A 12,604-nucleotide genomic window follows, 5' to 3' on the forward strand; every position below is an offset into this window, starting at 1 on the left:
CCCCACCAATACGATGCCCTCACTGTGAAAAGCTCATCGAAGAACGCCCAGATGAAAATCTGCCAAAGTAGTGCTAGCCGCCAGACACCGGGCCGCACGCCGGTTTGTGTCTCATTGGGTCTCACAGGAGCGGTCATCATTTCCGACCTTTTCCAGATCATCTATTCTTCACGGCCTTTCGGCTATGACAGTGCACTGCTGAACGGCATATTGCTGGACGCACGGCGGTGCAATGCGCGGGACAATGTCACGGGAGCGCTTGTCTGTCGGCAGGATATTTACCTGCAATTGCTCGAAGGGCCCGAGACGGTTGTTCAAGCCACCTGCGATCGCATCAAGCGGGATGACAGGCATCTTGAAATGACGCTGCGTGTCACCGAAAACGTTCCGTCCCGGATATTCGGTGATTGGGCGATGTTCCATGATCCGGCGAAAAGCTGGATCTGGTCTGCGGAGGACATCTCAGACGGTGTGCTGGATCGGGCGAGCACTTCAGATTTCAAACAGATTTTTGAACGTCTTGCGGCACAGGCGTAGTGGACGACCTTCAACGGGTGGTTTGGCCTAGCATAGATGACGTGCGACCAATCCGTCTTTTCCACTGGTGATTTGGCGGCGAGGCCCACTTGTGTTCCAAGCCGGAGGGTCGATACACCCATCGCATGCCAATTCTTCTGATCCTCCTTCTGCTTGGTGTGCTTGCCTATCTTTATTGGCGGAGCAAGACGACGACGCTGACGCGGGAATGCCGGTGGAGGCGGGTTGCCCCCGGAGCGTGGCGGTGTGCGTATTGCGGGGCAGAGATGGCGTTGGAAGACAGTCCAAAGGTTTGTTTGCGACGGGAAAACGGGCCATCAGAAAAAATGTAATCGCAGTGCAAATTTTCTATTGCGTCGAATCCGGTTCGGCCTCATATGCGCAAATATAGACGCCAACGCACGCGCCTCTGTCGAGGTGGGCAAGCTCAGCGCAAGCGATGCACCCACGCGGTTACGTAGCGACGGTAACGTCTCTGAAAGAAATGAGCGGTCTGTGCCGGGAATCCGGAATGGCCGAGTCTATTGGAGATGACCAATGAACGCATACGTAACCGGGCTTTCTGCCCGCGAAGACGCATCTGTATCCCGTGCAGAAGCCTTCATCCTGAGCAATCGTTTTGAGCGCCCTACTCTTGTGATCGACACCGAAGCGGTTGCCCGCCAATACGCGGCGCTGGCCCAAGGTCTTGGTCGTGCGCGCATTCACTATGCCGTCAAGGCGAACCCTGCTCCTGAAATCCTGCAAACGCTGGTCGCGATGGGCAGCAATTTCGACGCCGCTTCGCGGGTCGAGATCGAGATGGTTCTGGCCGCAGGTGCGGACGTGTCGCGGATTTCCTTCGGCAACACCATCAAGCGCGCGTCGGACATTGCCTGGGCGCATGACATGGGTATCACCCATTTCGCCGCCGATTCCGAGGAAGAACTGCACAAGCTGGCGCAGCATGCACCGGGTGCCGAGGTCTATATCCGCCTCATCGTCGGATCGCTTCAGGCCGATTGGCCGCTGTCGCGCAAGTTCGGTTGTGCGCTGGAAAAGACGCCTGCGCTGTTTGCCCTGGCAATCGAACTGGGCCTGAAGCCTGTGGGCCTGTCGTTCCATGTCGGATCGCAGACCCGCGAAGCCGGCATGTGGGGTGAGACGCTCGATCAGGTGGCCGAGGTGTGGCACGGGCTCAAGGCGCAAGGGTTCGACCTGACGCTGCTCAACATCGGTGGTGGTTTCCCGGCTTTCTATGGTCAGGAACTGGACGCGCCGCAGAACTACGCGGGTGCGGTCATGCGCCAGATCCACAACCGGTTTGGTGACATTCCGCAGATCATGGCAGAGCCGGGTCGCGGTTTGGTGGCCGAATGCGGTGCGATTGCCGCCGAAGTACTGCTGGTGTCGCGCAAGTCGGACAGTGACCTGCACCGTTGGGTGTACCTGGATATCGGCAAGTTCTCGGGCCTCGCGGAAACCATGGACGAGGCGATCCGCTACCAGTTTCTCACCGACCGGGATCACGAAACCACAGGTGCGTGCATCCTTGCGGGGCCATCCTGCGACAGCGCCGATGTGCTGTATGAAAAGCAGCCGATGCAGTTGCCGCTGGGTCTGCAATCGGGCGACCGCATCGTGATCCGCAACTGCGGGGCCTACACTTCGACCTATGCATCGGTCGGGTTCAATGGCTTCCCGCCGCTGGATGTGATCGCGATCTGATCAAGACATTCCCGGCGCGTGCCTTGTGGTGCGCGCCGAATTTTTTGCATATTTGTGAAAAAGAGAAGATGCGATGGGCTTGCGCCTTTGATCGCTCTGCGGTCCTTTGACCAGACGGTTGAAAGGATCCTGCCAATGCCAGACGCGCCAGATGATGCCGAGGCCCGCCGCGCAATTGCGCCGGTGATCTGTTATCCCAATGACACGTTGCCAGTGCCGGACCTTGGACTGTATGCCCGCGCGTTGGCCGGTGCCGAGGTGGTCGATGTGGCGGTTGCCGCGCCGCGCGAAGCGTGTTCCTTTCACGTCCCTGCGGGATCGTTCTTTCGCATCGTGAGTGTCGAGGGATCGCAGGTGGGGGATTTGAACCTGTGGAACGCGCATGACCTGTCCGAACGGTTCTATTCCGGCAAGACGCGGGCGCTTCATGGGACACATGTGACAACAGGCGAGCGTTTGTGGTCTTCGTTTCCGACCCTGCGCCCGATGGCGACCATCGTTGAGGATACGTTGGGGTGGTACGGGATCGACGCCTATGGCGGATCGGTGCATGACGTCATCGGGACGCGGTGCGATCCCTATACGGGCAACCTGCTAACGGGTGTCCAGTATCATCATTGCTGCCATTCGAACCTGACGCGCGCCTTGGCGGATGCGACCGGCCTGTCGCTGGCCGAGGCGGAACCGCATGTGCATGATGTACTTAACGTATTCATGTGTACGGGGTTCACGCGCGACACGGGGCAGTATTTCATGAAGGCCAGCCCGGTGCGCCCGGGAGACCATCTGACCGTCTTTGCCGAGATCGACCTGTTGGGCGCGTTGTCGGCCTGTCCGGGTGGGGACTGTTCGGCCGAGCATACTAGCGATGCGGCAGCCTGCTATCCGCTGCGGGTGGAGGTGCTGCGTCCGGGTGATGGCGCATTGGGAGATTGGACCACTCCGCCCGTCAATGGCTATGACCAAACCCATGGACGCGGTCTTTAATCCGAGCGGGTCAGCTTGTCATAGGGATGTGTGGCGAGGATCGTCCAATACATCAGATAGTGCAGCGCAATCGGGCCAAGCGTGATCGCGACGATCCAATCGAATGGCGTGCCATGTTTGGTGGTGATTTCGTTGAGGAGGATCAAGGCCACCAAACGGACAACGTGCCAGTTCGCCGCGTTGCGCTGGCCATCGTCCCACTGCCGCGCGAACCAGCTCAGCTTGTCGCCATCGCCCATCAGATAAAACACGGCCATGAACATTCCAAGATATACCGCAATCAGAATGCTGAGTGCAGATTGTGCCACGGCCAGTGACGGAACCGCCATCATCGCAGCATAGGCTGCCAGATAGATCAGGATCAGCTTTCCACTGGAATTTGGCACTCCGATCCGGTCAAAGGTATCGAGGGTTTCAGGCATCTTGACCGAAACAACCGCAAGATGGCCGAATAACGCGCACATTACCGGAAGGACCACGCCGACCTGAATAAGTGTCTCGTGATGATGCGCGGTGAGCGTAAACAGCGAAAGGGTCACTACGCTGAACAGGAACAGCATGCGGGGAATGGGCACGCGGCTTGTCAGGAGGACGTATATGTCAATCAACCACTGAGGCATGACACCGTTGTCGCAACAAATTGCGGCGGGAATTGGAACGTGTTTGGGCGATTGCAGCGAATTTGGAAAAATGTTGCTGGTGCCAATCGCGAGAAAGGACGGGCGAACCCGCAGAAAGTGACTATCCTGCGGGTTCGGCGCTTTAGCTGAACGCTGCCGTCAGCGCGATTTCGACCATGTCTCCAAAGCTGCGTTCGCGGTCTTCCGACGGGAGCGCTTCGCCGGTCTGGAGGTGATCGGAGACAGTCAGAACCGCCAATGCGCGCACCGAATGGCGCGCAGCGAGGTTATAAAGTTCAGCCGCTTCCATTTCGACACCGAGTATTCCGTGACGGGTCATCTGTTCGTTGAGGTCGGGGCGTTCGTCGTAAAACACATCGGACGAATATATTCCGCCAATATGGGTCTTGGTTCCCTTGGCGTCTGCGGCGTCTGCTGCGGCGCGCAAGAGGCTCCAATCGGCACAGGGTGCAAAGTTCAGGTCTTTGAAGATTCCGCGGGAGGGAGTGGAAAGCGTGCTTGCCGTCATTGCCAGGATCACATCGCGAATGCCCACATGCGGTTGCATGCCGCCGCAAGAGCCGATCCGGATCAGGGTCTTTGCACCGTAATCGCGGATCAGTTCATTGGCGTAGATCGAAAGCGATGGCATGCCCATCCCGGAGCCCTGAATGGTGACTCGATGGCCTTTCCACGTTCCGGTAAAGCCAAGCATCCCACGCACTTCGTTCACGAGTTGCGCGTCTTGCAAGAACGTTTCCGCGGCCCACTTTGCGCGATAGGGATCGCCCGGCAACAGAACGGTTTCGGCGATGTCGCCGTTTTTGGCTCCGATATGGACTGTCATTTCAGATCTTCAAATCATCCATGTTCTTCCCGGCGGCCAGCGCATCGTTTACCCAATTCGGTTTGCGGCCTTTGCCGGTCCAGGTCTGGTCGGGGTCGTTCGGGTTGCGATATTTCGGGGCGCTTTTTGAGCCTTTCTTAGGCGCACCGCCCAGCAATTCGTCAAGCGAAAAACCATATTCCTTTGCCGCCGACTCGGCTGCTTTCTTGGCTTGTGTCAGACGACGTGTTTCCAAAGACTTCAGCGCTTTTTCCGCTTCTTTGATAAGCGTTTTAAGCTCATCTTTGGACATATTGTTGAGATCTACGCTCATGAGTTCCTCCAAGACTTTGTTTTTCTAGATTTCGAAGGAAATACCCGACTTTCGAGCGAAGTCAATTCGCCGGTCGGAAATGCAATTTATGAGCGTAAATTCTGCAATGTCAGGTTGAGATTACACGCATAAGTCGTCAATTTGCTGACATTGATTGCATGAGGGCTTCGGTGAAACCGGACTCTTGCATGCGCTCCAACATCAAGTCCGTCATACCGCAGTCGTTATTGATTTGCATGGAAAGTTCGTCAGAAATGCCCTCTGGCGTGATGTCCATATTGTCGCCGAGATCTTCCATGTTTGCGGTCGCCATCATGGGGATCATGCCCTCCATTTTGGTGATCATTTCGTCAACGTCACTTTGGCTTGACGCTTCGGTGTAGCGATCAAGCATACATTGGCCTGCGTCGCGATAAGCGTCATTCCATTCACCGTCGGGTATTGCGCCGCGCAGGGGCTCTGGGTTGCCGCCCTGTCTTTCGACTTCGCGCACCATCATCTCCATGACCGCAGAGTTCATGCGTTCGGACACATCTTCGAGGCGTTCGAGTTGGGTTTCGGCCTGCACCGCAAATGGCAGCAGGATGAAGGGAACGACGGTGAATAGCTGTTTCATGGAGCCTCTCTTGATAAACTAACGGGTACGGTCCGAACCGTATCTGTTCGCGTAACTGCATTAAAGAGAGGGATTGGTCTATTCGGCGGCCACTGCCTTTGGATCAACCAGAGTGACGATGTCCATCATGATCGCATTCAGTTCGAAATCCTTGGGGGTGTAGACTTTCGAAACACCCATTGCGCGCAGGCGGGTCGCGTCTTCTTCCGGGATGATGCCTCCGACAATCACGGGGATATGGCCAAGGCCTGCCTCGCGCATTCTGGTCATCATGTCTTCGACCAGAGGAATGTGACTGCCCGAGAGGATCGACAGGCCAACCACATGTACGTCGTTTTCCTGTGCGGCGGTGACGATCTGATCCGGGGTGAGGCGGATACCTTCGTAGTCGATCTCCATCCCACAATCGCGAGCGCGGAAGGCGATCTGTTCGGCGCCGTTGGAATGGCCATCAAGGCCCGGCTTGCCGACGAGGAACTTGAGGCGGCGACCGAGCTTATCGCTGACGGCGTTCACCGCATCACGGATGTCGTCCAGCCCTTCGGTCTTGTTCGAGACGGATTTGGAAACGCCCGTCGGTCCACGGTATTCCCCGTAGACGTTGCGCATTTCCTGTGCCCATTCGCCGGTGGTGACACCCGCGCGGGCGGCGGCGATAGAGGCGGGCATGACGTTCTTGCCCTCTTTGGCCGCCGCGCGCAGGTCTGACAGGGCGGCCTGCACTTCTCCGTCGTTACGTTCGGCGCGCCAGGCGTTCAGGCGGTCGATCTGGTCCTGTTCGACCGCCGGGTCGACAACCATGATGCCGCCGTCTTCGGTTTGCAGCGGGCTTGGTTCGCCATCAATCCATTTGTTGACCCCGACGACGATGGTTTCGTTGCGTTCGATCCTGTTCAGGCGGTCGGCGTTGGACTCGACCAGACGGCCTTTCATGTACTCGATTGCGCCGATAGCGCCGCCCATGGAATCAAGGTTTGCCAATTCGGCCCGCGCGCCTGCCTTGAGCTGTTCGACCTTGCGATCCACCGCCGGGTTGCCGTCGAACAGGTCATCGAATTCCAAGAGGTCGGTTTCATAGGCCAGGATCTGCTGCATCCGCATCGACCATTGCTGATCCCAAGGGCGGGGCAGGCCAAGCGCTTCGTTCCAGGCTGGCAATTGCACGGCGCGGGCGCGGGCGTTCTTGGACAGGGTTACGGCCAGCATCTCGATCAGGATGCGGTAGACGTTGTTTTCCGGCTGCTGTTCGGTCAGGCCCAGAGAATTGACCTGAACGCCATAGCGGAAGCGGCGGAACTTGGCGTCGGTGATGCCGTAGCGGGTTTCGAGGATTTCATCCCAGAGATCGACAAAGGCGCGCATCTTGCACATCTCGGTGACAAATCGGATGCCCGCGTTGACGAAGAACGAGATACGACCGCAGAGGGCGGGGAAATCTTCGTCCGGGACGCGTGGCTTGAGTTCGTCGAGAACGGCAACGGCGGTGGCCAGCGCAAAAGACAGTTCCTGTTCCGGCGTCGCGCCGGCCTCTTGCAGGTGGTAGGAACAGACGTTCATCGGGTTCCATTTCGGGATATGCGTGTAGCAGTATTCTGCCACATCCCCGATCATCTTGAGCGACGGTTTCGGCGGGCAGATATAGGTGCCGCGCGACAGGTATTCCTTGATCAGATCGTTCTGCACCGTGCCTTGCAGTTTGGAAACATCCGCGCCCTGTTCCTCGGCCACGGCGACATAAAGCGCCAGCAGCCAAGGCGCCGTCGCGTTGATCGTCATCGAGGTGTTCATCTGTTCCAGCGGGATCTGGTCGAACAATGCGCGCATGTCGCCAAGGTGGCTGACTGGAACGCCGACCTTGCCGGTTTCGCCGCGTGCGAGAACGTGATCGCTGTCATAGCCTGTCTGTGTGGGCAGGTCGAAAGCGACGGACAGTCCGGTCTGACCTTTGGCAAGATTGGAGCGGTAGAGCGCGTTCGAGGCTTGGGCAGTGGAATGCCCTGCATAGGTGCGGATCAACCAGGGGCGGTCACGGGGCGGTGTCTGTGCGTCTGTCATGTCTGCTCCGTCAACGGCGGGATTCGCCGGGTAATCTTGTTGCGTTTCGTGATAAATACTTGAAACTTTGTGTCGCTGTCAATTCGCCGCACTGCGGCGTCCCGCTTTTTCTGCGTGACAGCATATCCGATGACCTTGGCGTTGGAAAAGCCAAAGAGGCAGCTCTGACTGATGAGAGTGATCGTGGCATTCATGTTTCTGTCTGTTGCGACGGGCCATAAGTTGTTTACCCGGTTCCGCTTCGTTGCAAGAGTGCCGACATGACCTCGCAGGTGACATTACCTTTATGGGCCTTCATTCTGATCCTGCTTTTTGCGGCGGTGACCTTTGCGTCGCATTTCCTGTTCCCGTCGGTGCGGTGGTTCTTTCGCCGTCGGATGGAACGCGCCGTCAAACGTCTGAACGAGCGGCTTGAGCGGCCGATTCAGCCCTTCAAGCTGTTGCGGCGTCAGGACATGATCCAGAGGCTTGTCTATGATCCCGAGGTGACGCAGGCGATTGTCGATCATGCAAGGGCTGAAGGCGTGCGTGAAGACGTGGCATTCGAGCGCGCGCGCCGGTATGCGCGCGAGATCGTGCCGTCGTTTTCTGCGTGGGCCTATTTCGGCTTTGCCATCCGCGCGGCCAGGTTCCTTAGTAATTCACTTTACCGCGTGCGTATGGTGCATCAGGATGCGGGTCTGGCGCAGGTCGATCCCGACGCGACAGTGGTGTTCGTGATGAACCACCGATCCAACATGGACTACGTTCTGGTCACCTATCTTGCCGCGGATCGCTCGGCGTTGTCTTATGCGGTTGGGGAATGGGCCCGCGTCTGGCCGCTGTCGCGGTTGATCCGGGCGATGGGAGCGTATTTCATTCGCCGCAAGTCGCGCAACGATCTGTATCGCAAGGTATTGGCCAAATATGTCCAGCAAGCGACCGGCGCGGGTGTGACACAGGCCGTGTTCCCGGAAGGCGGGTTGAGCCTTGATGGCAGTCTGGCCAGACCCAAGGTCGGCATTCTGAAATACATCCTTGAAGGTGCAGTGGCGGCCGGGCGTGATGTGGTCTTTGTCCCCATCGCCCTCAACTATGACCGCGTGCTCGAGGATACGATCCTGCTTCGGGCGCAGGACAAGGGGGAACGCAAGTTCCGCGCCAAGATCAGCGTGATCTTCCGGGCCATCCTGCGTCAGCTTTGGTTGCGGGTTCGCGGAAAATTTCACAAGTTCGGGTATGCCGCCGTGAGTTTTGGCGCGCCCTTGCTTCTGAGTGAGGTCAAGGATGGTCGCGACAGACCAGAGGCGCTGTCGGAAACGATCATGGCGCGGATATCATCGGCTGTTCCGGTGTTGCCGGTGCCATTGATCGCATTCCTGCTGTTGCGCGACGGGCCGATGACGCGGGACGCACTAGAGGATGCGTTTGGTGTCGCCATGAAGCGGCTTGAGGGCGCACAGGTGCATCTGCCCCGGAATGATCGTGACTACGCGTTGGAATATGGGCTGCGTAGCTTGAAGGAGCGGCGGATCGTTTTGGATGACTCCGGGGTGCTGAGAATTCCCACGGAAAAGGCGGCGCTGGCCGGATTCTATGCAAATTCAATCAAGCACTTGATGTAGGATTATTCTGCGTGCGCAAAGGAATTGCTGCGCTCGCTCGGTCATAAAGTTACAAAAACCATCCAATTCTTGTTGCATAATTTCAAACAGCCCCCTATTTCAGGGTCAGACGCCGCGATTCTGCATTGCGGCACGTATTGAATCTGACGGAAGGAGGCTCTGATGGCCCTGGATCAGCAGACCGGCATCGCGGCGTACGACGCGCCTGAGAAAGACTTGTACGAGATCGGTGAAATGCCTCCACTTGGGTATGTTCCGAAGCAAATGTATTCCTGGGCGATCCGCCGCGAGCGTCACGGAGAGCCGGAAGAGTCTTTCAAGGTCGAAGTTGTCGATACCTGGGAGATCGACAGCCACGAGGTGCTGGTTCTCGTGATGGCTGCGGGCGTCAATTATAACGGTGTCTGGGCCGGTCTTGGCCAGCCGATCAGCCCGTTTGACGGCCACAAGGCCCCTTATCATATCGCCGGATCCGACGCGTCGGGGATCGTGTGGAAAGTCGGCGACAAGGTGAAGCGCTGGAAGGTCGGTGACGAGGTCGTCATCCACTGCAACCAGGACGATGGCGACGACGAGGAATGCAACGGCGGCGACCCGATGTTCAGCCCGACACAGCGCATCTGGGGCTATGAAACCCCGGACGGTTCCTTTTCGCAGTTCACGCGCGTTCAGGCACAACAGTTGATGCCCCGTCCCAAGCACCTGACCTGGGAAGAAAGTGCCTGTTACACGCTGACGCTTGCCACGGCATACCGGATGCTGTTCGGCCACCAGCCGCATGAATTGCGTCCTGGCCAGAACGTCTTGGTCTGGGGCGCGTCGGGTGGTCTGGGGTCCTATGCGATCCAGTTGGCGAACACCGCAGGGGCAAATGCAATTGGCGTGATCTCTGACGAGGACAAGCGCGACTTCGTCATGTCAATGGGCGCGAAGGGTGTCATCAATCGCAAGGACTTCAATTGCTGGGGGCAACTGCCGACGGTGAACACGCCCGAGTATAAGGAATGGTTCACCGAAGCGCGCAAGTTCGGCAAGGCGATCTGGGACATCACCGGCAAGGGCAAGAGCGTGGACATGGTGTTCGAACATCCGGGTGAAAGCACGTTCCCGGTGTCCACACTCGTTTGCAAGAAGGGTGGCATGGTCGTGATCTGCGCTGGGACCTCCGGGTTCAACTGTACGTTTGACGTGCGCTACATGTGGATGCACCAAAAGCGTTTGCAGGGTTCGCATTTTGCGCATCTGAAACAGGCGGCGTCGGCAAACCAGCTGATGGTAGAGCGCCGGCTTGATCCGTGCATGTCCGAAGTGTTCCCGTGGGAAGAGATCCCGCAGGCCCACACCAAGATGCTGCGCAATGAACACAAGCCGGGCAACATGGCGGTTTTGGTTCAGGCCCCGAAAACCGGGCTGCGCACATTCGAAGATGCCTTGGCCGCCGGATCGTAACGAACTGATTACCTATCGCTGCTAAGTGTGACCCGTGGGCCTGTCAGGCCTGCGGGTTTTTCGTTCTCATGGGGCTCTTGCAGCGGAATCAGTGCAGTACAAATTTCGCACTCGCCATAACTGGGGAGTTGGAATCAGGGAATTTGCCAAATTATTTCCACATGCTAGAGTTGTATTAACGTTCTGTTAACTATCTGGAGGTGACGCTGAAATGGGACATGATTGGATCATAGATGTGTTGACCGACCTCAAGACGTTTGCTCTTGCCAACGATCTTGATGCTCTGGCTGCCAAGTTGGATGATACACAATTGGTAGCTCGGGCAGAAATCGGATCACACGGTAAAGGGATAGGCCGTGGGCTTCTTGGAGAAAGTGCCTCAGTTGGACGATGTGATCGCGCGTTTGGAGTGCGCCGAACATCTTGAGGAATTGCAAAGTGTTATCGAATGGCTGCGGGATTACTACGCGGTCGATGACATGGTATATCACTGGGTGTCCAGCAACGGAACACAGTACGGATGTGGCACTTACGATCCGATTTGGGTCGCGAGATACCTTGAGAAAGGCTACCTGCGCATAGATCCTGTGGTGATCGGGTGTTACCAGCGGTTCCATCCGGTGGATTGGAAACGGCTGGATTGGTCTGGCAAAGCGGCGCGCGCGTTTCTGAACGATGCGGTGGCGCATGGGATCGGCAATCAGGGCTATTCCATTCCGATTCGCGGACCCAATGGGCAATTTGCGCTTTTCACGGTCAGCCATAGTTGTGACGATGCCGCATGGGCCAGTTTTACAGAGCTGAACCGTCGCGAACTGATCTTGCTGGCGCATTACTTCAACCAGACCGCGTTAAAGCTTGAACCCGGCCGCAAGCCCGAAGCGACCCAGCCGCTTTCGCCGCGAGAGGTGGAAACGATGACGCTCTTGGCGGTGGGATACAGCAGGGCGCAGGTCGCGGACACCTTGTCCATTTCCGAGCATACCTTGCGTGTCTACATCGAAAGTGCGCGATTCAAGCTAGGTGCGCTGAACACCACACATGCTGTGGCGCGGGCGATGGCACGGGGTCAGATCGTGGTGTGATCCTGTGGCGCATTGTTTCCAAATAAGCAATAATGCGCCACGCAACAGCCAGCGTACGGTGTCGAAACAAACGATTCATCTTTGAGCAGCAGCCTGTCCTTCAGCAATGGAGGACATGCTCATGATTCGGTATCTGTATGGCGATCAACTGGCGAAATTCCCGCTTTTGGAACGCACGATGTTCGAAGACCGCGCGGATCAGTTCAAGACGCGCCTTGGCTGGGACGTCAGCGTCAACGCGGACGGGCAGGAAAGAGACGAATACGACGATCAGAACCCGCTCTATGTGATCTGGGAAAAGGCGGATGGCACCCATGGTGGATCAATGCGGTTTCTGCCCACAACCGGGCGCACGATGGTGAACGATCATTTCCTCGAACTGACCGACGGTGTGTCGTTTCAAAGCCCGTTCATCTGGGAATGTACGCGGTTCTGTCTTGCGCGTGATACCGAAACGGGGACGGCAGCGGCGTTGATGCTTGCCGGGGGGGAAATCATGCAGGGTTTCGGGATCAAGCATTTTGTCGGCGTCTTCGATGCGCGCATGGTGCGGATTTACAACCGGATCGGTGCCTCACCCGAGGTGCTGGGCACGCAGGGCGAGGGGCGCCAGTCTATCAGTGTTGGACTTTGGGAATTCACCGAAGCATCGCAGAAACAGGTGTCGCGGGTGGCCGGCGTTCCTCTGCAGGCGTCGCGTGGCTGGTTCGCCGCGGCGTTCGGAAATGACGCCCCGCAATTGGCGGTAAGTGCGGCCTGACACTGGTGCCTTTTTGCGCAGGTC

General features: G+C 57.6%; 13 protein-coding genes. 7 read left to right on the forward strand and 6 right to left on the reverse strand.

The features are described 5' to 3' along the window. The 3 genes from ACTIEN_RS19035 to ACTIEN_RS19045 all read left to right on the forward strand — a co-directional run. Positions 1 to 537: BLUF domain-containing protein (locus ACTIEN_RS19035; RefSeq protein ID WP_439524732.1), on the forward strand; the 537-nt coding region annotated here is incomplete at its 5' end. 537 nt (positions 538 to 1,074) lie between these two features. Then, positions 1,075 to 2,244 (forward strand): type III PLP-dependent enzyme, encoded by a 1,170-nt coding sequence (locus tag ACTIEN_RS19040; protein WP_439524733.1) that lies wholly within the window; start codon positions 1,075 to 1,077, stop codon positions 2,242 to 2,244. A 135-nt stretch (positions 2,245 to 2,379) separates the two neighbouring features. Beyond that, positions 2,380 to 3,231, forward strand: coding sequence for an urea carboxylase-associated family protein (locus tag ACTIEN_RS19045; protein WP_439524734.1), 852 nt, complete (start codon positions 2,380 to 2,382; stop codon positions 3,229 to 3,231). Here the strand turns inward: ACTIEN_RS19045 and ACTIEN_RS19050 are convergent. The 6 genes from ACTIEN_RS19050 to ACTIEN_RS19075 form a co-directional block, all read right to left on the reverse strand. After that, complete coding sequence (locus ACTIEN_RS19050) at positions 3,228 to 3,806, reverse strand: hypothetical protein (RefSeq protein ID WP_439524735.1); 579 nt, start codon at positions 3,804 to 3,806, stop codon at positions 3,228 to 3,230. The genes ACTIEN_RS19045 and ACTIEN_RS19050 overlap by 4 nt on opposite strands. A gap of 187 nt (positions 3,807 to 3,993) precedes the next feature. Then, complete coding sequence (gene deoD, locus ACTIEN_RS19055) at positions 3,994 to 4,698, reverse strand: purine-nucleoside phosphorylase (protein WP_439524736.1); 705 nt, start codon at positions 4,696 to 4,698, stop codon at positions 3,994 to 3,996. A gap of 1 nt (position 4,699) precedes the next feature. Next, entirely contained in the window at positions 4,700 to 5,011 is a 312-nt protein-coding gene (locus tag ACTIEN_RS19060; protein ID WP_439524737.1) for an H-NS histone family protein, read from the reverse strand. Positions 5,012 to 5,147: 136 nt separating this feature from the next. Continuing rightward, positions 5,148 to 5,627: a hypothetical protein gene (locus ACTIEN_RS19065; protein WP_439524738.1), complete on the reverse strand. Its 480-nt coding sequence runs from the start codon at positions 5,625 to 5,627 to the stop codon at positions 5,148 to 5,150. A 78-nt stretch (positions 5,628 to 5,705) separates the two neighbouring features. Next, positions 5,706 to 7,682, reverse strand: coding sequence for a methylmalonyl-CoA mutase family protein (locus tag ACTIEN_RS19070; RefSeq protein ID WP_439524739.1), 1,977 nt, complete (start codon positions 7,680 to 7,682; stop codon positions 5,706 to 5,708). Further along, positions 7,679 to 7,876, reverse strand: a complete 198-nt coding sequence (locus tag ACTIEN_RS19075) for a hypothetical protein (protein WP_439524740.1) — start codon at positions 7,874 to 7,876, stop codon at positions 7,679 to 7,681. Before ACTIEN_RS19075 ends, ACTIEN_RS19070 begins: the two co-directional genes overlap by 4 nt. A 66-nt stretch (positions 7,877 to 7,942) precedes the next feature. Here ACTIEN_RS19075 and ACTIEN_RS19080 point away from each other — a divergent pair, with 66 nt between their 5' ends. From ACTIEN_RS19080 to ACTIEN_RS19095, 4 genes are all read left to right on the forward strand, one after another. Continuing rightward, a complete protein-coding gene (locus ACTIEN_RS19080) occupies positions 7,943 to 9,286 on the forward strand; it encodes a 1-acyl-sn-glycerol-3-phosphate acyltransferase (RefSeq protein ID WP_439524741.1) in 1,344 nt (447 codons plus the stop codon). Positions 9,287 to 9,448: 162 nt separating this feature from the next. Next, positions 9,449 to 10,735, forward strand: coding sequence for a crotonyl-CoA carboxylase/reductase (ccrA, locus tag ACTIEN_RS19085; protein ID WP_439524742.1), 1,287 nt, complete (start codon positions 9,449 to 9,451; stop codon positions 10,733 to 10,735). A gap of 356 nt (positions 10,736 to 11,091) precedes the next feature. Next, a complete protein-coding gene (locus tag ACTIEN_RS19090) occupies positions 11,092 to 11,820 on the forward strand; it encodes a helix-turn-helix transcriptional regulator (protein ID WP_439524743.1) in 729 nt (242 codons plus the stop codon). Between the two features lie 121 nt (positions 11,821 to 11,941). Then, the gene (locus ACTIEN_RS19095) at positions 11,942 to 12,580 is read left to right on the forward strand and encodes an acyl-homoserine-lactone synthase (RefSeq protein WP_439524744.1); all 639 of its coding nucleotides are present in this window, start codon (positions 11,942 to 11,944) and stop codon (positions 12,578 to 12,580) included. The last annotated feature ends 24 nt before the right edge of the window (positions 12,581 to 12,604 follow it).

This window comes from Marivita sp., assembly GCF_051859345.1.
GTDB lineage: Bacteria > Pseudomonadota > Alphaproteobacteria > Rhodobacterales > Rhodobacteraceae > Marivita.